This window comes from Bradyrhizobium sp. Mp27, assembly GCF_029953005.1.
Taxonomy (GTDB): Bacteria; Pseudomonadota; Alphaproteobacteria; order Rhizobiales; family Xanthobacteraceae; genus Bradyrhizobium; species Bradyrhizobium barranii.
In genome coordinates this window covers 26,539-47,763 of sequence record NZ_JASAUS010000004.1, presented here as the reverse complement: position 1 = coordinate 47,763, position 21,225 = coordinate 26,539, and the positions used below count along the sequence as shown (strand labels likewise).

General features: G+C 64.8%; 18 protein-coding genes. 10 read left to right on the top strand and 8 right to left on the bottom strand.

The genetic code is table 11. The annotated features are described in order from the left end of the window. Positions 1-373 precede the first annotated feature (373 nt). The 4 genes from QJT78_RS04205 to QJT78_RS04190 all read right to left on the bottom strand — a co-directional run bounded on the left by QJT78_RS04205 (position 374) and on the right by QJT78_RS04190 (position 5,558). Entirely contained in the window at positions 374-1,993 is a 1,620-nt protein-coding gene (locus QJT78_RS04205) for an ABC transporter ATP-binding protein (protein WP_028148687.1), read from the bottom strand. 2 nt (positions 1,994-1,995) lie between these two features. Beyond that, the gene (locus QJT78_RS04200; protein WP_028148686.1) at positions 1,996-2,835 is read right to left on the bottom strand and encodes an ABC transporter permease; all 840 of its coding nucleotides are present in this window, start codon (positions 2,833-2,835) and stop codon (positions 1,996-1,998) included. Further along, on the bottom strand, positions 2,832-3,803 hold the full coding sequence (locus QJT78_RS04195) for an ABC transporter permease (protein WP_038942206.1): 972 nt from the start codon (positions 3,801-3,803) through the stop codon (positions 2,832-2,834). The genes QJT78_RS04200 and QJT78_RS04195 overlap by 4 nt, the downstream gene beginning before the upstream one ends. A gap of 204 nt (positions 3,804-4,007) precedes the next feature. Then, positions 4,008-5,558 carry an ABC transporter substrate-binding protein gene (locus QJT78_RS04190; RefSeq protein ID WP_038942205.1) on the bottom strand — a complete coding sequence of 517 codons (1,551 nt, stop codon included), beginning with the start codon at positions 5,556-5,558 and terminating at the stop codon, positions 4,008-4,010. A 215-nt stretch (positions 5,559-5,773) separates the two neighbouring features. Here QJT78_RS04190 and QJT78_RS04185 point away from each other — a divergent pair, with 215 nt between their 5' ends. From QJT78_RS04185 to QJT78_RS04165, 5 genes are all read left to right on the top strand, one after another. Further along, entirely contained in the window at positions 5,774-6,412 is a 639-nt protein-coding gene (locus QJT78_RS04185) for a TetR/AcrR family transcriptional regulator (RefSeq protein WP_028148683.1), read from the top strand. A 253-nt stretch (positions 6,413-6,665) separates the two neighbouring features. Beyond that, on the top strand, positions 6,666-7,328 hold the full coding sequence (locus tag QJT78_RS04180; protein WP_028148682.1) for a DUF3313 domain-containing protein: 663 nt from the start codon (positions 6,666-6,668) through the stop codon (positions 7,326-7,328). A 32-nt stretch (positions 7,329-7,360) separates the two neighbouring features. Next, positions 7,361-7,930, top strand: coding sequence for a DUF2147 domain-containing protein (locus QJT78_RS04175; RefSeq protein WP_028148681.1), 570 nt, complete (start codon positions 7,361-7,363; stop codon positions 7,928-7,930). 193 nt (positions 7,931-8,123) lie between these two features. Beyond that, complete coding sequence (locus QJT78_RS04170; protein ID WP_028148680.1) at positions 8,124-9,056, top strand: helix-turn-helix domain-containing protein; 933 nt, start codon at positions 8,124-8,126, stop codon at positions 9,054-9,056. A 95-nt stretch (positions 9,057-9,151) separates the two neighbouring features. Next, positions 9,152-10,396, top strand: a complete 1,245-nt coding sequence (locus tag QJT78_RS04165) for an acyl-CoA dehydrogenase family protein (protein WP_028148679.1) — start codon at positions 9,152-9,154, stop codon at positions 10,394-10,396. 56 nt (positions 10,397-10,452) lie between these two features. Here QJT78_RS04165 and QJT78_RS04160 read toward each other — a convergent pair whose 3' ends face one another. Beyond that, positions 10,453-12,003 (bottom strand): winged helix-turn-helix domain-containing tetratricopeptide repeat protein, encoded by a 1,551-nt coding sequence (locus QJT78_RS04160; protein ID WP_028148678.1) that lies wholly within the window; start codon positions 12,001-12,003, stop codon positions 10,453-10,455. A gap of 133 nt (positions 12,004-12,136) precedes the next feature. On the opposite strand from QJT78_RS04160, the gene mddA reads away from it, so the two are divergent. Both mddA and QJT78_RS04150 read left to right on the top strand, forming a co-directional pair. Next, positions 12,137-12,925, top strand: coding sequence for a methanethiol S-methyltransferase (gene mddA, locus QJT78_RS04155; RefSeq protein ID WP_028148677.1), 789 nt, complete (start codon positions 12,137-12,139; stop codon positions 12,923-12,925). Between the two features lie 233 nt (positions 12,926-13,158). Beyond that, positions 13,159-13,581: a GFA family protein gene (locus QJT78_RS04150; protein ID WP_028148676.1), complete on the top strand. Its 423-nt coding sequence runs from the start codon at positions 13,159-13,161 to the stop codon at positions 13,579-13,581. A gap of 238 nt (positions 13,582-13,819) precedes the next feature. Here the strand turns inward: QJT78_RS04150 and QJT78_RS04145 are convergent, their stop codons facing one another. Beyond that, complete coding sequence (locus QJT78_RS04145; RefSeq protein ID WP_028148675.1) at positions 13,820-15,376, bottom strand: winged helix-turn-helix domain-containing protein; 1,557 nt, start codon at positions 15,374-15,376, stop codon at positions 13,820-13,822. Positions 15,377-15,863: 487 nt separating this feature from the next. Here QJT78_RS04145 and pcaB point away from each other — a divergent pair, with 487 nt between their 5' ends. Both pcaB and QJT78_RS04135 read left to right on the top strand, forming a co-directional pair. After that, a complete protein-coding gene (pcaB, locus tag QJT78_RS04140; RefSeq protein ID WP_028148674.1) occupies positions 15,864-17,225 on the top strand; it encodes a 3-carboxy-cis,cis-muconate cycloisomerase in 1,362 nt (453 codons plus the stop codon). Positions 17,226-17,338: 113 nt separating this feature from the next. Continuing rightward, positions 17,339-18,595, top strand: coding sequence for an aminopeptidase (locus QJT78_RS04135; RefSeq protein ID WP_028148673.1), 1,257 nt, complete (start codon positions 17,339-17,341; stop codon positions 18,593-18,595). Positions 18,596-18,732: 137 nt separating this feature from the next. Here QJT78_RS04135 and QJT78_RS04130 read toward each other — a convergent pair whose 3' ends face one another. Beyond that, positions 18,733-19,287 carry a hypothetical protein gene (locus tag QJT78_RS04130; RefSeq protein ID WP_028148672.1) on the bottom strand — a complete coding sequence of 185 codons (555 nt, stop codon included), beginning with the start codon at positions 19,285-19,287 and terminating at the stop codon, positions 18,733-18,735. A 240-nt stretch (positions 19,288-19,527) separates the two neighbouring features. Between QJT78_RS04130 and QJT78_RS04125 the strand changes: the two genes are divergently transcribed. Then, on the top strand, positions 19,528-19,983 hold the full coding sequence (locus tag QJT78_RS04125; RefSeq protein WP_028148671.1) for a cupin domain-containing protein: 456 nt from the start codon (positions 19,528-19,530) through the stop codon (positions 19,981-19,983). Between the two features lie 80 nt (positions 19,984-20,063). On the opposite strand, the gene QJT78_RS04120 is transcribed toward QJT78_RS04125, so the two are convergent. Next, positions 20,064-21,116, bottom strand: a complete 1,053-nt coding sequence (locus QJT78_RS04120) for an amidohydrolase family protein (protein WP_028148670.1) — start codon at positions 21,114-21,116, stop codon at positions 20,064-20,066. Positions 21,117-21,225 lie beyond the last annotated feature (109 nt).

The window sequence follows — 21,225 nt, the reverse complement described above, 5'->3', positions numbered from 1 at the left end:
GTGGAGTTGTAAGATTGCTCAGTGCACGAGTGGTTCGACGAGCGAACGGCCGACGCGACTGAGAGACCGCGCCCGAAAGGATTAGCCATGACAAGAACGAGACGCACAATTGCGGTACTTCTCGCTGTCGGATTTGCCGCATCGCCCTTCGCTGCAAGCGCGCAGACGTCCGCGGCGGGCACCCAAGGCAACACGAGCGGTGGCTCCGCCAGCAACGCAGGGCACGACCTATGGAAGCTCCGGACAGACCGTCGGGACCGTCACGGCGCCGTCGGTCGGAACGTCTAATCAACCATCGGTCGGCGTGACCAACTCAGTCCCCACCTGGAAGAATACTAATCCTCCGGCCAAGTAGCAACCGCGATCGACTAACTCACGCCGCCGGCGCGCGCTCCTTGCGGCCCGGCACCGCCGCCAGCAGCTCGCGCGTGTAAGCATGCTCCGGCGCGGCGAAGAGCTGCGCGGTCGGCTTCAACTCGACGATGGCGCCGCGCTGCATCACCGCGATGCGGTCACAGATTTGCGCTGCGACGCGCAAATCGTGGGTGATGAACAGCATCGAGAGGCCAAGGCGCGCCTTGAGGTCTTCGAGCAGTCGCAGCACCTGCGCCTGCACGGAGACGTCGAGCGCGGAGACGGCTTCGTCGGCGACGATGATCTCGGGCTCGAGCGCGAACGCGCGCGCAATGCCGATGCGCTGACGCTGGCCGCCGGAGAATTCATGTGGGTAGCGGTCGAGCGCGCCGGCATCCAGCCCGACCATCTTGAGGAGATCGCGCGCGCGGTCGAACGCCACCTTCGGATCGATGCCGGCTGCGATCGGACCGTCGGCGATGATGTGACCGACCTTGCGGCGCGGATTGAGCGAGGCGAACGGATCCTGAAAGATCATCTGGATGCGATGGCGCTCGGCGCGGAGCGCCTTGCCCGAGAGCTGCGTCAGGTCGGTCTCGCCGATCCGCACCGTGCCGCGGTCGGCTTCGATCAGTCGCATCACCAGACGCGCCACCGACGATTTGCCGGAGCCGGATTCGCCGACGAGGCCGAGCGTCTCGCCCTTGAGAATGTTGAAGTTGACTTCGCGCGCGGCATCGACGCGGCGGTCCTCGCGAAACCAGCCGCCGGATGTGACGTAGGTCTTGTCCAGCCCGATCACTTCGACGGCCCTGGCCTGGTCATCGAGCGGCTCGCGCGCCGGCGGATCCATCGACGGCACGGCGGCGAGCAGCGCCTTGGTGTAGTCATGCTGCGGATTGTTGAAGACGGAGCTAGCGGGGCCTTCCTCGATGACCTTGCCATGCCTGAGCACCACGACCTGGTCGGCGATGTCGGCGACCACGCCGAAATCATGGGTGATGAACATCACCGCCATGTTGCGGTTGCGCTGGAGGTTGCGGATCAGTTTCAGGATCTGCGCCTGCGTGGTGACGTCAAGCGCGGTGGTCGGCTCGTCCGCGACCAGCACCGCGGGCTCGAGCGCGAGCGCCATCGCGATCATGGCGCGCTGGCGCTGGCCGCCGGAGAGTTGGTGCGGATAGGCGCGGACAATGCGCTCGGGGTCGGGCAGGCCGACCTCGCGCGCCAGCGACAGCGCCTTTGCACGCCGCTCCTTCGGCGTCAGCAGGCCGTGGGCCTCGAACATCTCCGCCATCTGGTCGCCGATCCGCATCAACGGATTGAGCGCGGTCATCGGCTCCTGAAAAATCATCGCGAGCCGGCGGCCGCGCAAATCGCGCCAGCCGTCGTCATCGAGCTTGAGCAGGTCGCGGCCTTCGAATTGGATCTCGCCGGAGGTGACGGTGACCGTATCAGGCAACAGGCCCATCAGAGCATGCGCGCACATCGACTTGCCGGAGCCGGATTCGCCGACGACGCAGACGATCTTGCCCGGCCGCAAATCCAGCGAAACGCCGTCGACCGCGAACGGACGCTCGGCGCCCTTGGGCAGCGCGATCCGCAGATTCTTGATCGAGACGGCGGGCGGGGCGGTCATCATCAGCGGCCCTCCCGCGACAGGCGCGGATTGAGCGCGTCGTTGAGGCCTTCGCCGATCAGGTTCAGCCCAAGCACCGAGATCAGGATGGCGACGCCGGGAAACACGGTGATCCACCAGGCCTGGCGGATCACGGTGCGGCCGGCGCCGACCATGTAGCCCCAGGAGATCAGATTGGGATCGCCGAGCCCAAGGAACGCCAGCGAGGATTCCAGCAGGATGGCGGTCGCCACCATCAGCGAAGCCAGCACGATCACCGGCGACAGCGCGTTGGGCAGGATCTCGCGCAGGATGATCCAGGTGTTGCTCTGGCCGGTGACGACGGCGGCCTGGACATATTCGCGCGTGCGCAGCGACAGCACCTCGCCGCGCACGAGGCGGGCGACCGGCGGCCAGCTCACCACCGCGATCGAGGCCACGATCGAGTAGATCGAGGGCTGGAGGATCGCGACCAGCACGATCGCGAGCGCGAAGCTCGGAATGGTCTGGAAGAATTCGGTGAAGCGCATCAGGGCGTCGTCGACCTTGCCGCCGAAATAGCCGGCCATGGCACCAATGGGAACGCCGACGACCAGCGCGACCAGCGTGGAGACGAGACCCACCAGCAGCGATACGCGCGCGCCGAAGATCATGCCGGCGAACACGTCGCGGCCGAGCGCGTCGGTGCCGAGCGGGACGGTCGAGAGCGTGAAGGGCGGCAGGAACGGCCGCTGCACCATGCGCCAGGGTGAATTCGGGAACAGCATCGGCCCGAACACCGCGATCGAGATCGCAAGGACAAGGATGACGAGCCCGACGACGCCGCTCGGGCTCTTCAGCATCGATTTCCAGAACTGTTTCATGAGGCGAATTCGATGCGCGGGTCGACCAGGCGGTAGACGAGGTCGGTGATGAGGTTGAAGATCAGCACCATGGCGGAGCAGATCACGAAGACGCCGAGCAGGAGGTTGTAGTCGCGCTGGAGCAGCGCGTCGTACATCAGACGCCCGATGCCGGGCCAGGCGAACACGGTCTCGGTGATGACGGCGCCGCCGATCAGCGTGCCGGAATGCACACCGGCCAGCGTCACGACCGGCAGCAGCGCGTTGCGCAGCACGTGGCGGCGCTGGATCACGGCGTCGGAGAGGCCCTTTGCGCGCGCGGTCTTGACGAAGTCGAGGCGTTTCACCTCCAGCATCGAAGCGCGCGTCATGCGGGTGTAGGTCGCCATGAAGAACTGGCCGAGCGTCATCGCCGGCATGATCAGGTGCTTTGCGACGTCGACTGCGTGGGCAAGGCCGGTGAGGTTGGCGCCGACCGTCTCGTAACCGAAGCTCGGCAGCCAATCCATGGTGACCGAGAACAGGAGGATTCCCATCAGCGCCACCCAGAAGATCGGCATGGCGTAGAAGATCAGGGCGAACACGGTGATGGCCGTGTCGAGGAAGGTTCCGGCAAAGCGCGCGGCAAAGGTGCCGAAGAGAACGCCAAGCATCAGCGAAATCGCGAATGCCGTCAGCGTCAGCAGCAGCGTCGCCGGCAGCCGCTCGCCGATCAGTTTCGCGACCGGCGCCTGCTGGCGGAAGGAGAAGCCGAGGTCGAGCGTGACGACGCCCTTGACGTAGATGAAGAGCTGCTCGGGCAGCGGCTTGTCGAGGCCGAACTTTTCCCGGAGCTGCTTGACGAAGACCTGGTCACTGGCACCGGCCTCGCCCGCCATCACGACCGCAGGGTCGCCGGGCGCAAGCCGGATCAGGAAGAAATTGAGGACGACGATCGCGAGCAGGACGATCACGCCCTTCACGATACGCTGAGCGACGAAGGAGAGCATATTAGAGAGTCATATCTTTTAGCGTGACCTGGAGCCACTGGGGCAGTGCGCTCCCTCGCCCCGCTCTTGCGGGGAGAGGGTTGGGGTGAGGGGCCTCTCTCCACGCGGGAGAATGCCGATAGACCTGTACCCCCTCACCCGAATATGCGCTTCGCGCACATTCGACCTCTCCCCGCGAGCGGGGAGAGGTGAAAAGGGCAAAGCTCACTTGTCCAGCCATGCGTCCTTGAAGCCGTCATTGACCCCGATCCCCGTGGTGATCAGGTTCTTGACCTTGCAGCGCGTGATGGTCGGGAATTGCAGTTCCAGCATCCAGGCCACCGGCACGTCCTCGACCAGGATTTTTTGCGCCTTCTCGTAGATCTCCTTGCGCTTCGAGTCCGGCGTCGCGGTCGCGCCGTCGGCGAACAGCTTGTCGATCTCCGGGTTGGAGTAGCCTTCGACGTTGTTGAAGACCTGCCCCTTGGCGATGTTGCTGGAGATATAATTGCGGCCGACGCCGAGCGCGGGATCGCCGTACTGGTAGAGATAGGTGAAGGCGATGTCGTAATCCCAGTCGCCGATCTTCTGGTTGCCGCCGGCAACGTCGGTGGCGATGGTCTCGATGTTCATGCCGACGTCCTGGAGGTTCTGCTTCACGGCTTCACCCCAGCGCTGCCAGGTCTCGCCATAGGCGAGCGGCAGCAGGCGGATCTTCTCGCCCTTGTAGCCGGCTTCCTTCAGCAGCGCCTTGGCCTTGGCCGGATCGTAAGGGTATTTCGGCACGTCGTCGGTGTAGAACCTGATGGTCGAGGCGGACGGGCCGGTCGCGACCTTGCCGAGCCCGTTCCAGATCACGTCCTTGGCGAAGTCGCGGTCGATCGCGTACATGATCGCCTGCCGAACCCGCTTGTCAGCGAGCGGACCCTGGCGGTTGTTGAGCCATAGCCAGGCGAGCGGCGAGAAGAACTCCCAGCCGGCGCCCGTGACGCAGGTGTCCTTCAGCTTGGACAGCCTGGGCACGTCGAAATTCTCGACGGAGCCACCGGGCAGCACGTCGACCTTGCCGGTCTCATACGCCACCGAGCGCGCGGCCGCGTCGGGAATGATCTGCCAGTAGATCTCGTCGAGATAGGGCTTGCCCTTTTCGTGGTAGTTCGGGTTCTTGACCAGGCGGATGAACGAGCCCTTCTGCCACTCCTTGAACATGAAGGGGCCGGTGCCGACCGGCGCGTTGTTGTAGGGGTTGGTCTTCCAGTCGGTGCCTTCATAGAGATGCTTCGGCACCATCGGCATCGAGCCGACCTCGAAGATGCCGAGGAACGGTCCGAACGGCTGCTTCAGCGTGAACACCACCGTATAGTCGTCCGGCGTCTCGATCTTGTCGACCTGCGCCAGATTGGTGCGGGCACGCGCATGCGTCTGCTTCAGCATCTCCATCGAGAACAGGACGTCGGCGGCGGTGAAGGGCTTGCCGTCATGCCAGGTCACGCCCTTCTTGAGCTTGAAGGTGTAGGTCTTGGCGTCCTCGCTGACGCTCCAGCTTTCGGCAAGCTCCGGTAGAGGCTCGAGCTTGGGGCTGTAGCGCAGCAGGCCCTCGAAGATGTTGCCCGAGACCATTTGAGTCGGTCCGTTCTGGACCTGCGCAAGCATCAGGCCGGGCGGCTCGGGCTGGATCACGGCGTTGATCACGCCCCCCGTCCTCGGCTCTTGCGCCAGCGCCGAGGCCGTGAGGCCGCAAGCCAGGAGGGCACCAAGCAACACTCGTTTTGGCATGTCGTATCTTTCTCAAGCGAGACCGGCCGAAAACGCGTCGCACGTCATGGCGCGCGAAGCTCCGGCCGACCCATCCCAGTCCCCATCCGATATCGAGGCTCACACAGTCTCATTCGAGGCCGCAAGATGAAAGTCTCGACAGTGTTCGCACAAAAAATGTACAGCGCGTCCTGTTTTCACTTGATTCATTGTCTTGTCACGGAGACAAGTCGGCCATGGACAATGCCAGCCGCTCCGAACGATCCCGTAACGCCGCACTCGAAGCGGCCATCGCGATCATCGCGCGCGACGGGCCGGGCCGGCTGACGCTGGATGCGATCGCGCGCGAGAGCGGGCTCAGCAAGGGCGGCGTGATGCATCAGTTCCGCACCAAGGAAGCGGTGCTGAAGGCGTTGCTCGACCGGCAGATGGCGCATTTCGAGGAGTTCGCCACCAGCACGATGGCAAAGGTGAGCGCGACCTCCGCGAATCCCAACTTGGCGACCCAGCTCGCGACCGTGCGCGAAGCGGCCATCTCGCCGAATTCTGCCGCGCTGGCGCTGGTTGCGGCCATGGTCGAGAATCCGAGCCTGATGGCGCTGCCGCGCGAGCGCGAGATGGAGAGAATGGCGGCGATCAGGGAAGAGGCCGCTGATCCCGATCTCGCGATGCTGCGCTGGGCCGGCGCGATGGGACTGCTGCTGAGCTCGTTGTTCGGCATGTCGCCGCTCAGCAAGGATGAGCACCAGCGGCTGTTCGCGCGTCTGCTCGACGACGCGCAGTGGGCCGGCCTCGAGCGGCCGGCCGCCAAAGGCACCGCCAAATCCCGCGCGCCATCGGCGGCGAAGGCCGCAACGCCGCGCAAGCGCGCCTGATTCATCGTTAACGATTTCTCGCCGATCGCTGCCCAAAGCCGCGCCTGCGGCCAAATGTGCCAGGCCCATGTTTTTGAACTTTACAAACCGTCCAGTCGGTTTTATAAATGGACGCACTGAGACGGCCCAAGGCTTCCGAGATGGCCCCGGACGAAGCCCTGGGTTGGCACTGGTGAGCGCCGCAGCCGCGTCTGGTCCCGTACGCGGCTGCGGTCGCCATTGCCTTGGCAGCAAGCCGCTGGAGGAGTCTGGAATGAATCGCTCGATCGCCCTGCGCGGTCTGGGAACGCTGCTGCTTGGCTCAGCCGTCGCGGGCTGCGCCACCGTCGCCCCCGTGCCGTATTCCGGGATGGCGTCCTCAGCCTACATGGCGCCGGACAGGTCGGACGCCTCCGGCCGCGTGCCCCACCGCTATTCCACGCCGGTCGACTGGCGCGCTTATAACAAAGTCATCCTCGAACCGGTCGTGGTCTATCGCGGCAGGGATCACCAGTTCGGCGACATGTCCGACGAGGACAAGGCGACGCTTGCCGCCTACATGCAGACCCGTTTCGCCGAGGGTCTGCGCGGCCGCTTCGCGCTGGTGCGCGAGCGTGGGCCGGAGACGCTGCGGATCAGGCTGACACTCACCGGCGCGGTCGCCAACACGCCGGTGCTCGGCACGCTCTCCCGCTTCGACGTCGCCGGCGCCGTCTACAACGGCGTGCAGGCCGCGCGCGACGGCGAGGGCACCATGACCGGCTCGGTCATCTACGGCGTCGAGATCTTCGATGCCGCCACTGCGCGCCTGCTCTCCGCCTACGTCACCAAGCAATACCCTGCTGCCTACGACATCAAGGCCACCGCCGGCGCGCTCGCTGCCGCCACCGCCGGCCTCGACAAGGGCGCCGACGCGCTGATGGCGCAATTGAACTGACGCCGCGACCCATCCAACGAAAGGTGCCGCTGATGAACATTGTCCTTCGCTTCGTGCTGCGCGTTGCGATCACGATCCTGATGACGGTGTTTGGCGGTCGCGCCGGCGCCGCGGCGCCGCCCGATCCCAGCGGCACCTGGCTCGTCCAGGACGGCCGCGCGCGCATCAGGCTCGAGCGTTGCGGGCCGTCGCGCGACCGCATCTGCGGCTTCATCGTCTGGATGAAGGAGCCGACCGACAAGCGCGGCCAGCCCTATCGCGACAAGGAGAATCCCGATCCCGACAAGCGCGCCCGCGCGCTGCTCGGCCATCAGCTCATCATGGGTTTGCAGGCGACGCCGGAGGGACAGTTTGCCGGCGAGATCTACAATGCCGAGGACGGCAAATCCTATTCGATCTCGCTGTGGCGCGACTCCGCCGATCGCCTCAAGCTCAGGGGTTGCCTGATCAAGTTCCTGTGTCAGACCCAGACCTGGCAACAGACCCTCGACGTGCTGCCCGGCCAGCTCGTCGGCCTCACCGGCGATCTCAACGGCCCCCGCGCCGACAAGGAATGGGCCGCCGTGCCGGCACCGAAGCCGATACAGGCCAAAGCAAAGTAGCGGCTCACGTCTCTAACCATTCACGTGGTTTCCGGTACGCCGACGGCTGCACTCGCAATGACGACGTGACGGCGGTCGCATATTGCGCGCCTTCGAGATTTGACCGGTTGTTCGCCAAAAGCTATCTTCCCGTCCCGCTGGGTCGTCCAATCTGAATTTGCACGCGCGAATTCCTCGTTCCGGGGGCGCACCTGTGGAATGGTCAGCCAAGCCATCTCGCGCCGATCAGCCCTTCGGCAGTTGGGCCGACGATCTCGCTGCGGCCTTTGTCCGGCTCGAGCCGCGTAAAATCGCCGACCGTCCCTTCGAAGGTTCGATCGCGCGTACCGACGCTGCGTCGGTCCAGATTTCGCTGGTGAAAGCCACAGGGCACTGCGTTCTCCGGCTGCGGCCCCATATTGCGCGAAGCACGGACGATCTCTGCTTCGTCAATCTCCAGCTCGAGGGTCTGGGCCGCACGACGCAGCGGGGACACGAGCAGGTCTGTGCGCCCGGCGACCTCGCGGTCGCCGATACGACCGAGCCGTTCGAGATTGCCAACGGCCGCGACTTCCGCCTCTTTTGCTTTGCCGTGCCGCGGCGGCACCTGCCAAAGAGCTTTGCGGATTCTCCGCGGCTTGGGCTGTCGAGGACGGAAAATGGCCGCGCGTTGTCGCGCACGCTCGCAGGCTATGCCGAGCTTTGCCTGGCCGCACCCGCCGTTGCGGCAAGCAGCGGCACGCATGTGGTCGAGCTGATCGCACATGCACCGGAGATGCTGGGTGAAATGCCGGTTGCGCGCGTGAATGCGCCCGTGCTGCTGTCGATGATGCTCGACCATATCGACCGCCACAGCGACGATCCCGGTCTCGATGCCGAATTGCTTGCCCGGAAGTTCCGCTGCTCGGAGCGCTATGTGCACCGGTTGTTCGTCGCGACCGGCCGCTCCGTAGGCGAGCATGTCAGCGATCGGCGGATCCTGATCTGCGCCCGCGACCTGCTCGACGCGCAGCATTGTCACAAGACCATCTCCACGATCGCGTATGAGGCCGGCTTTTCCGACATCTCGCACTTCAACCGCCTCTTCAAGCGCAGCCACGGCCTCGCCCCGCGCGAATTTCGCAGGACGAAGGGGAAGGGCGAGTAGTTCACCTCCAGCCAAGAATTAGGTCGCTGCCGACCAAGATTTTCCGCCCTCGCTCGGCTCACCCTAGTGACCTGCCGGAGCGAGGGAGATGTTCGATGGCGATTGATTTCACGCTTTCACCTGCGCAGCGCGCGTTGCAGCTTCAATCGCGAAAATTCGCGGCGGAGGTCTTGGCCGGCGCCGGCAAGGCGGAGTTGCTGGCGACGCCGGAAGAGCGCTTCCTCGCGACGAAGCCGACCTATGAGGCGATGGTCGCTGCCGGCTATCTGCGCAAATGCATTCCGGCGCCGGCGGGCGGCGACAATGCCGGACTCATCGACATGGCGATCCTGGCGGAAGAATTCTACGCTGTGAATCCGAGCGTGACGCTGACCATGCTCGGCACGGTGCTCGGTCTGCTGCCAATTCTGCTTGGTGGTACCGCAGAGCAATGCGCCCGCCTGCTTGCACCGTTCCTGAAGACGAGCGGCGCTCCGCTTGCGGGCTTCTGCTCCTCGGAACCCGGCGGCAGCGCCAATGCTGCCGCACCGCCGCCGGGCGAGGGCGTGCGCACCACCGCAAAACGCGAGCTCGGCAATTGGATCATCAACGGCCGCAAAAAATGGGTGTCGTCCGCCACCGGGTGGGATCGCAATGGCGCCGACGTGTTGTGCGTGGTGTGCCGGACCAATCCCGCCGCGCCACCGGAGCAGGGTGTCTCCATCATTGCGGTCGAAGGCCCGGTGCATGGCATCGTGTTCGAACGCGCCATTGATTCGATCGGCCACCGCGCTCACCTCGTGCCGGAATTCAGCCTGCGTGCCGTCACCGCGCCGCACGGCAATCTGCTCGGGCAGGAGGGGGGCGGCCTGATGCTGGCGTCCGCCGCCTTCACCGGCACGGCGGCGCTGGTCGGCATCTTCGGTGTCGCCCTGATGCGGGCCGCCTTCGACTTCGCACTGCATTTTGCCCGCACCGAGAAACGCGGCGGGGCACAGGCGATCATCGAGCATCAGGCGGTCGGCTATGCACTCGCCGATGCCAAGACCACTATCGAAGCCGCGCGCTACCTGAGCTGGCGGGCCTGCCATGCGCTCGATACGCAGTCACCGGGCGCCGACGAGCTCGCGGTCCAGGCCAAGATCTTCGGCTCCGAAGCCGCGGTGCGGGTCATCACCGACCTGATGCGCGTGGTCGGCATCGACAGCTATGATCACGCGGCGCCGTTCGGCCGCTTGTTGCAGGACGCGTTGGCGCTGCCGATCTTCGACGGTGGCAACATGGGCATTCGGCGGCGCCAGCTCCACGCGATGCTGATGCGGCCCGATTACGATCCACTGACCGCGTGCGGAGGAGCCTGAGACGACGCGTCGTATCTGCATCCGCCCTTTGCGCATTTGCGGGGAGAGGGAGTTCTCTACCCCAACCCCGCGCGCCGGAATCCCTCCAGATAGTGCTCGCGATCGGCGTCACTGGCCCAGGGCAGCTGCGTTGCGATCCAGTGCAGCGAGATGTTGGGCTGGGTACGGCGGAGTTCGCCCAGCGCCATCTCGGCCAGCGCGCCGTCGCCGGTCATGCCGGCGGACACCGCGAGCACGCGGTAGGCGCCGGTGAGGTCGCCGCGATGGCGGATCGCCTCGCGCGCCAGCGCGATCGCCTCGTCGTAATGCCGTTCCGTGAAGCGCGCATAGCCGGCAATGCCGTAATAGATCGCCAGCGACGGATCGCGCGGCGAGAGCCGGATCGCCTTCTGCGCCGCATCGAACGATTCCCTGGAACGACCGGCGTAGGACAGCGCCAGGGCGTAATAGCCCTGCGCCAGCGAGAAGTTCGGGTTGAGCGCGAGCGCCTGCTCGAACTCGGACAGCGCGTCGGAAAGCCTGCGCGTTGAGAAGAAGACGCTGCCGAGCGCGGCATGCGCCCAGGCATCCTCATGGTCATGGCGCACCGCGGCGAGCGCGGCGGCCTCCGCGATCGGCACCGCCGTGGCAAGCTCCGCCCAGCCGAGATGTACGCCGAACATGTGGCTTGCCGCGAGCACCGACAGCGCCTGGCCGTAGTTCGAGTCGATCGAAATGGCGCGTTCGAGCAATGCCTGCGCAGCCTTGTGGTCCTGCTGCGTCACCCGCCAGTAATGCGACAGCGCGCGCATCAGCAGGTCCCAGGCATCGAGGCTCGCGGGCGGCTTGCGGTCGGCGCGAAAATTCTCGGCCGCATGGATCTGTGGCTCGATCGCCGCGACGATCGCGTTGGTGATGTCGTCCTGCACGGCGAAGACGTCGACAAGCTCGCGGTCGTAGCGCTCGGCCCAGAGATGGCTGCCGGTGGTGGCGTCGTTGAGCTGGGCGGTGATGCGCACACGGTTGTCGACCTTGCGCACGCTGCCTTCGACGATGTAGCGGACGCCGAGCTCTTCGGCGATCTGCCTGATATGAACCGAGCGCCCCTTGTAGGTGAAGGACGAATTGCGGGCGACCACCATGAACCAGCGCTGCTTCGACAGCGCGGTGAGAATGTCCTCGCTGATCCCGTCGCCGAAATATTCCTGCGCGGGATCGCCGCTCATGTTCTCGAAGGCGAGCACCGCGATCGCCGGGCGGTCAGTCACGGCGCGCACCGGGGCAGGGCCGGGTTCCACCGGCGCAAGCGTCGCTGCCACATCTTCCCGGACTTCGCCGACGAAGCGAAAGCCCTTGCGCGGAATCGTCTTGATCAGCCGCTGCGTCGCGCCGTCGTCGCCAAGCGCCTTGCGCGCGGCATTGATTCGGCTGTTCAGGGCGGAATCCGAGACGATCCGGTCGCTCCAGATCTGGCTGATCAGGTCATCCTTACTGACCACACGGGTGCGTTGAGCGACCAGATAAAGCAGCAAATCGAACACTTGCGGCTGCAGCGGCACGGCCGCGCCGCTGCAGGTCAGTTCCCGCAGGTCGCCGTCGAGCACGTTGTTTTCAAAGAGAAATCGCACGTTTCTATCGTCTCAAGCAAAAATCAAAGTCGTCTCAGGCGAAAATCAACCGTCCGCGAAAGTCAGGGGGTGTCCGATCCGGCATGGTGCGAACACTAAACAGTGCCGATGCCTCGGCACAACGGAGCGTTCTATGACCCAACTTGATCACCAGCTTCATTCCATCGGCCCGGAGGTTGCGGGCTCACGCATTTTCAAGTTCATCGGCTTTCTGTACGGAATTGCGGCATATCTCGTATTTTTCGTCACCATTCTCTACGCCATCGGCTTCGTCATGGGGCTGGTGGTGCCGAAGACCATCGACACCGGAACCGACACGCCGACGGCCGAAGCCGTCATCATCAATCTACTCCTGATGACGCTGTTCGCTCTTCAGCACAGCGTGATGGCGCGCAAGCAGTTCAAGGCGTGGTGGACGCAGTTCGTCCCCAAGCCGGTCGAGCGTTCGACCTACGTCCTGTTCGCGAGCCTGTCGTTGCTGCTCCTGTTCTGGCAGTGGCGTCCGATGCCTGCAGTCGTATGGGATGTCGGAAACCCGGATCTCGCCGTGACGGTGGTCACGCTGTCCCTCGCGGGCTGGGTGCTGGTGTTCGCCTCGACCTTCATCATCAATCACTTCGAATTGTTCGGGTTGCACCAGGTGACCAACCATCTCGTGGGCAATGAGGCGGCGCCGCCGCGCTTCAAGACGCCGTTGTTCTACAAGTTCGTTCGTCATCCGATCTATCTCGGCTTCATCATCGCGTTCTGGGCGGCGCCGGTCATGACAGTGGGCCATCTGCTGTTCGCGGCCGTGACCACGCTCTATATCTTCGTCGGCATCGCGCTGGAGGAGCACGACCTCGTCGAACTCTTCGGCGACGAATACCGGCAGTACAAACAACGGGTGTCGATGCTTATTCCCTGGCGCAGATCGGTATAGCCGTAGCATCTTTCCGCCGCGTCCACCGAAAGGAGGACGCGCGGCGGAACCGAAGCGCGTAACGGACCTTGGTAACGGACCTTGGTAACGGGCCTTGCCGGCCTCCAGCCTTCAACGTCCCTCGGGGTGATACCCTCCACTCCGACGCCTCTCCCCGCATCCGCCTTTGCCGGTTTATCGGCGAGCCGGAGCGGGGAGAGGAATTTCAACCTTCATCCAACGGAGACGACCCAATGAAACATGTCGGAAACTGCTTCTGCGGCGCGGTCACGATCGAGGTCACGGGCGAGCCGGCTGCAATGGGCTATTGCCATTGCCGCTCCTGCCGCTCGTGGTCGGGCGGGCCGGTCAATGCCTTCAGCCTGTGGAAGCCGGAAGCCGTGCGCATCACCGAAGGCGCGCAGAACGTCGAGACCTTCGCCAAGACGCCGCTCAGCCAGCGCAAATATTGCAAGAAGTGCGGCGGTCATCTCATGACCAACCACCCGCCGCTCGACCTGATCGACGTCTTCACCGCCACCATCCCCACGCTCGCCTTCACGCCCGGCGTCCACGTCAACTATGCCGAGACGGTGCTGCCGATGCGCGACGGCCTGCCGAAGCTGAAGGACTTTCCGGCCGAGTTCGGCGGCAGCGGCGAGATGATGCAGGAGTAGGGTGCACTGCTCTTCCTTCTCCCCTTGCGGGAGAAGGTGGCGTAGGCGACCTTCGGTCGCCGTTCTAAAGAGGACGCCGAAGCGGAGCTTCGGCTACGGCGCCGGATGAGGGGTTCTCTCCAAGCATTCGATAGCTCGACGTGCGGAGACAAACCCCTCACCCGGCTTCGATGCTTCGCATCGAATCCACCCTCTCCCGCAGGGGGAGAGGGGGCACCGTCCCTGTGGTGAGCAGGGCCTACCGCATCCCCGCGCGCCGAAACCCCTGCAGATAGTGCTCGCGATCCTCTGCCCGCTGCATCGGCAGCTCGCGCGTGAGCCAGGCCAGCGAGATGCCGGGCTGGGTGCGTTGCAGGCCCCGCAGCGCGGATGCCGCCAGCTGAGGATCGCCCAACATGCCGGCGGCGGCCGTCAGCACGCGATGGGCGCCGACGAAATCGGCGCGCTGCCGCATCGATTCCCGCGCCATCTGCACGGCGCCCTCATAGTTGCGGCCGATGAACTGGGCATAGGCGGCAACGCCGCAATAGATCGCCGCGAGCGGATCGCGCGGGCTCAGCCGCAGCGCGCGGCGCGCGGCGGCATCGCCGTCTTGCCATCTCCCCGCGTAGCACAGCGTCACGCCGTAGAAAGCGTGCGCCATCGCGAAATTTGGATTGAGTTGCAGCGCCAGTTCGAACTCCGCCAGCGCGTCGTCGAAGCGGCGGCGGAACAAGTAAGTGTAAGCCAGACCGTGATGGGCCCAGGCGTCCTCGCGATCGGCTTCCACCGCCGCGAGCGCCGCGCGTTCGGCGACCGGCACGGTCATGGCCATGTCGGCCCAGCCCATATGCGCGCCGAAGATATGGCTGGTCGCGAGCAGGCCCAGCGCCTTGCCATAGGTGGGATCGATCGCGGTGGCCTGTTCCAGCAGTCCTTGCGCGGCGGCATTGTCCTCGTGCGTGATGCGCCAGTAATGCGATAGCGCACGCATCACGAGGTCCCAGGCGTCGAGGCTGCCCGGCGGCTTCTGCTGGGCGCGAAAGCTTTCGGCGGTATAGAGCTGCGGCTCGATCGCGGCGACGATCGCCTCGGTGATCTCGTCTTGCACGGCGAAGATGTCGGCAAGCTCGCGGTCGTAGCGCTCCGCCCAGAGATGGCTGCCGGTCGAGACGTCGTTGAGCTGCGCCGAGATGCGCAGGCGATCGCCGCTGCGCCGCACGCTGCCTTCGAGCACATAGCGGACGCCGAGCTCGCGCGCGACTTCGTGCATGTGCACGGCGCGGCCCTTGTAGACGAAGGAAGAGTTGCGGGCGACGACGAAGAACCAGCGCAGCTTCGACAGCGCCGTGATGATGTCCTCGCTGATGCCGTCGGAGAAATAGTCCTGCTCGCGGTCGCCGCTCATATTGGTGAAGGGCAGCACGGCGATCGCGGGACGGTCGGGCAGCGGGAGCGTCGCCAGCGGCGCCTGGGCGATACGGCCCGGCTCCGGCGCGGCCGCGCGCTGCGTCTGGACGGCGCCGACGAAACGAAAGCCCTTGCGCGCGATGGTACGGATCAGCGCCTGGTTCGCGCCGCTGTCGCCGATCGCCTTGCGCGCTGCGTTGATCCGGCTGGTCAGGGTGGATTCGGAGACGCTGCGCCCGTGCCAGATCTTGTCGATCAGCTCATCCTTGCTGACCACCCGGTCACGGTTCTCCATGAGGTGGACGACGAGGTCGAAGACCTGCGGCTCCACGGCCACGGGAACCTGCTCGCGGCTCAGCTCGCGCCGGTCGGTGTCGAGAAGGTGGTCCCGGAACATAAACTGCACGTCGAAAACTCAACCCTCGCAATGACATCAGGCAATGATGAAATCAGAATGGATTTCGACTCTAAGACTGTGAGTGCACTGAGCGGCCCGCCGGGTTCACCACGATCGCGTGATGGCTGCTATGCTGTTTTCGGGTGGGAATGCAACTTGAATGAGAATGTGGCGGGTCTGGTGGACTTTCGCGGGCTGCGCACTTAGCCCGATCTTGCTGCGCGCACAATTTGTCCCGTCCTCCTGAAGTGGCCGCCTTGTCACGGCCCTCGAAGGACGACGGCCCGGCTGCATTGCGGCCGCCCATCACTTCGAGGCCTTCGCGCCGCTACGCATTGCACGCTTCGCATCTCAGGATGACGGGGGGATAGAGCAATGCGCCGTCGTAGTGCCGTCGTACGGCATCGAATGTGTGGCGGGCCATGAATGTCCATTGCCGAACAGCGCTGCCCGCGTAAGCTGTTCTCACACAAACGCCAGCCATAAAGAAACGCCCATGCCCGCCTTTGCCGCCTCGACGACCGTGCTTGATTCCATGCTGTTCCGCGACGCCTTCGGCACGCCCGAGATGCGCGAGGTGTTTTCCGATGTCGCGTTGGTGGCGCGCTATGCCGAGGTCGAGGTGGCGCTGGCGAAGGCGGAGGCGAAGTGCGGCGTGATCCCCCAGGAAGCCGCCGACCAGATCGCGGCGCGGACCGACGTCGCTGCATTCGATTTCGATCTGCTGCGACAGGAGACCGACATCGTCGGCTATCCGATCCTGCCGCTGGTGCATCAGATGGTGAAGCAGTGCGGCGAGGCCGGCCGCTACGTGCATTGGGGCGCGACCACGCAGGACATCATGGATACCGCGGTGGTGCTGCAATTGCGCGCCGCGCTCGGGATCGTCGAGCGCGACATCGCCGAGCTGCGAAACATCCTCGCGGACCTCTCGAAGCGCTACCGCGATACGCCGATGGCCGGGCGCACCCATCTCCAGCAGGCGCTGCCGGTGACGTTCGGCTACAAGACCGCGATCTGGCTCGCGATGTTCGACCGCCACGCCGAGCGCCTCGTGCAACTGAAGCCGCGCGTGCTGGTCGGACAGTTCGCCGGCGCCGCCGGAACGCTGGCCTCGCTCGGCGGCAAGGGGTTCGAGGTGCAGGAGGCGCTCTGCGCCGAGCTCGAGCTCGGCGTTCCCGCCTCGACCTGGCACGTCGCGCGCGACGGCTTTGCCGAGGCCGTAAACTTCCTCGCGCTCGTCACCGGCTCGCTCGGCAAGATCGCGCTCGACATCATGATCATGGCCTCGACCGAGTTCGCCGAGGTCTACGAGCCCTTCGTCAAGGGCCGCGGCGCCTCCTCGACCATGCCGCAGAAGCGCAACCCGATCTCCTCGGAGCTGATGCTCGCGGCGTCCAAGGCGGTGCGCCAGCATGCCGGTCTGATGCTGGATGCGATGGTGCAGGATTTCGAGCGCGCCACCGGGCCCTGGCATGCCGAATGGATGGCGATCCCGGAAAGCTTCGTGCTGACCGCCGGCGCGCTGCACCAGGCGAAGTTCGCGCTAGCAGGCCTCATCGTCGATGAAAGGAAGATGAACGACAATCTTGCCATCAGCCGCGGCCTGATCGTGGCCGAAGCGGTCATGATGGGGCTGGCGCCGCAGATCGGGCGGCAGGAGGCGCATGACGTGGTCTATGATGCCTGCCGGCTCGCCAATGAGAAGGGTCTGACGCTGGCCGACGCGCTGTCGTCCGACCCCCGCGTCTCTGTCAGGATCGACCGTGCCACGATCGAAGCGCTGACTTCACCGAAAAATTACCTCGGCCTTGCGCCCGCCATGGTCGACCGGGTGCTGAAATCGGCAACGCGTTGAAAACCAAAATGCGTGAAACTGCGTATCTTCCCGGTGTCGCAAGGCGCTCGCGCACTTGCGCCCTGCGATGCTAGACTTAGATTGAATGAGAGACTTTCGGCAGAGGACCCCGCATGATTGATCACCGCAATTCCGCCGTTCCCATCGATCCCGTGAAACTCGACCGGCTGGCCGAGGTGGCGGTGAAGGTGGGCCTGGGCTTGCGGCCGGGACAGGATCTGCTCTTGACGGCGCCCGCGATCGCGCTGCCGCTGGTGCGGCGGATCGCCGTGCACGCCTACAAGGCCGGTGCCGGCATCGTGACGCCGATCCTGTCGGATGAGGAGATGACGCTGGCGCGCTACCGTCACGGCCAGGACAACAGCTTCGATCGTGCCGCCAACTGGCTCTATGAGGGCATGGCCAAGGCGTTCTCCGACAACACCGCGCGGCTTGCCATCGTCGGCGACAATCCGATGCTGCTGTCCGGCGAAGATCCTTCCAAGGTAGCGCGCGCCAGCAAGGCCAATTCGATGGCCTATCAGCCGGCGCTGGAAAAGATCGTCAATTTCGACACCAACTGGAACATCATCGCCTATCCGAGCCCGTCATGGGCCAAGCAGGTCTTTCCTGATGATCCCGAGGACGTTGCGATCGGCAAGCTGGCAGATGCGATCTTCGCGGCCTCCCGCGTCGACCGCGAGGATGCGATGGGCAATTGGGCGAGCCACAACGCGGTGCTGCGCGAGCGCACCAACTGGCTCAACGGCCAGCGTTTTCGCGCGCTGCAATATTCGGGTCCCGGCATCGACCTCTCCATCGGGCTGGCCGACGGACACGAGTGGGAGGGCGGCGCCTCGCTGTCCAAGAACGGCATCAGTTGCAACGCCAATATCCCAACCGAAGAGGTTTTCACCACGCCGCATTGCCGGCGCGTCTTTGGCCATGTCGTGAGCTCGAAGCCGCTGTCCTACCAGGGCACGCTGATCGACAACATCGCGGTGCGCTTCGAGGACGGCAAGATCGTCGATGCCAAGGCCTCGCGCGGCGCGGAGGTGCTAAACAAGGTCCTCGACACCGACGAAGGCGCGCGGCGTCTCGGCGAGGTGGCGTTGGTGCCGCATTCCTCGCCGATCTCGCAGAGCGGGCTGTTGTTCTACAACACGCTGTTCGACGAGAACGCGGCCTCGCACATCGCGCTCGGCCAGTGCTATTCGAAATGCTTCGTCAACGGCGCGCAGCTGACGCCGCAGCAGATCGCCGCGCAAGGCGGCAACCAGAGCCTGATCCATATCGACTGGATGATCGGCTCTGCCGAGACCGACATCGACGGCATTCTCGCCGACGGCAGCAAGGTGCCGGTGTTCCGCAAGGGCGAGTGGGCGAAGTAGTCCGCTGCTGCTCGTCATGCCCGGGCATGTCCCGGGCATCCACGTTCTTTGTGCCGCTAGGCGTGGATGGCCGGGACAAGCCCGGCCATGACGATGATGGTGGAAGGTTCAAGCCCCAGCGCCGGCGTCACGTGCTCTCACGCCGCCGCGTTGCGCAGCATCGGGTTGTTGTCGATGCTGAAGCGGTTGAACAGCGTCGTGAACGGGCTGCCGTCGGTGGCCCGCACGATGGCGTCGGACGTGGCGACCGCGTCGTAAAGCGCACCGATGGGATCGTCCGCATCGGGCAGGTCGAGGCCGCCGCGAATTTCCTCGCGGGCCTCGTTGACGTCATCCTCCTCGTCGAGTGTCGCCTCCAGCGCATCCGCCGCGCGTCGCATCTCCGCGAGATCGCCGCCGGCGGAGAATTTGAGGATGTCGAGCCAGTAGGGGCGGGCGACAACGAGCTGGATGAAGGCCTCGAACGTGCCGGCGATAATTCCTGCGCGGCCCTCCGATGAGACGTAGAGCACATTCCGCGACGGCAGCAGCACGAAGGTGCCGCCGGAGCCGTCGCTGCCGATCTGCCGGGGGTTTTCGACGCCGTCGATGGTGAACCAGGGCTCCTCTTCGGCTGCGAAGGAAACATCGAGGCTGCCGAGCCACGCAACGACCTCGCCTTGGGCTGTCAGAACCTCCGGGGTGAGGGGCATCGGTGCGGACTCCTTCGATGGTCACTTTCGCGCACTTTGTCGCACCCTGGAAAAGATGGGTTCATATGCGCGAATTTGCAGGCAAATCCCGACGTTAACCTCGTCGCGCCTGCAACTTGCGGCTGATTGTCGGCGCCTGCGTAAGAAAGAATTAAAAACCGGCTACTAGCGTTCCCAACATCTTTAGAAACAATCCGGGCCCAGACCCGGCCATACATATTATATTCCCTGGGGAAGCAGATGTCGCCGTCATTGATTGAAATCAGTAGTTGCAACGTGGAACTCGAGCTGCGGCCGATCGAGCCGTCCTGGATTATCGAAGGCAATCCGGTGTCGCGCTCGCACATCCTGTCCACCAGCGCCGACGGTACCGCCTCGACCATCATCTGGCAGTGCACCGAAGGCCGCTTCAACTGGTACTACGACATCGACGAGACGATCATGATCATGGAAGGATCGATCGTGCTCGAAAGCGACGGCATGCCGCCGAAGCGCTATGGCCCCGGCGACGTCATTTTCTTCCGCGACGGCGCGCATGCCAAATGGCATGTCGAAGGCCACGTCAAGAAGATCGCCTTCTGCCGCAAGACCAATCCCGTGATGATCGGATTCCTGATCCGCGTCGTCAACAAGCTCAAGCGGATGTTCGTCTCCGCCGGCGAGCGCCGCCCCGCCTCGCTGTTGGGGGCTGGCTAGAGTTCAAACATATCCAAGGACGCTTCCCAGCGGCCACGACGGAAGAGGGGCCGGGACCAACATCCCGGCCCCTCTTCTCGTCATGACGGCAGTTCGAGCCGGTAGACATCGCTCGCCGTCTGCGAGAACAGCGCCGTCTTCTCGGCCTCGCTCAAGGGCGCCGCGATGCGCTTGAAGGCGTTGAAGATCACCTGGTAGCTGCACTGGCCCTTGTCCGGCGGGAAATTGCTCTCGAACATCGCGCGCCTGGGGCCGAATGCCTCGATGCAGGTCTCGACATAGGGCCGCCAGGCCGCGGCAAGCTCCTCCGATGACGGGGGCTTCGCGCGCAGATGGAAGTCATAGCCGAGCAGGCACATCGCGAGCCCGCCGAGTTTCACCGAGACGTTCTCGCACTTCGCGATCTCCTGGATCGAGGCGCGCCACTGCGGAAACACCTCTTCGCGCCGCCCGGCAAAGCGACCGACGCCGGCCGGGCCGCCGCAATGGTCAAGCACGATCCTGGTGTCGGGAAAGGCGCGCGCGAGCTCGGTCAGCTCGCCGATCTGCGGGTGAAACAGCCAGGCATCGAAGCTCAGGTTCAGCGGTGCGAGGCAGGCAAAGCCTTTGCGGAAGGTCGGGTCCTGCAACAACCCCTTCGGCCGGTTGGCATACATGCCGGCGACGACGGGGTCTTCGTCCCAGGCCGAGGAATGCCTGATGCCGCGGAAGCGGCCGTTGCCCGCCGCGATCTCGGCTTCCAGCACCGGCTTGGCGGCATCGCCCAGCAGTAGGTTCACGTGGCTGACGATGCCGGCGCAGATCGCGGCGGTGCCGTAGCCGCCGCTTGCGCTCATGGCGGCGACGCCGTTGGCGAACTCGACTTCGCCGACCGGCCGGAATGCCTCAGGCCCGTGTGCGCGATACATCGAACGGCAGTCGACATAGACGGTGGCGATGATGTTGTGCCCGGAGGCGATATCGGCCGCCATCTCCTCGATCAGATAGCGCTGCCCGCGATTCCAGAGATGGTGATGAGGATCGACGATCGGCCGCAAGGGATCGATGATCTCCTCCTGATATTGCGCGAGCCAGTCCTCGCGCGGCTCGACGAATAGCCCGCTCGTGTTGGCGGGCACACCGCTTGCAGCCATCGGCATTCGCTCCCTTATATTTTTTGTGGGGGGAGCCTAGCACCTCGTCTTCGCATCCAGCTGCGCGTGCTGCGCAACCGCACCCGTCATCGCGAGCACAGCGGCGCCG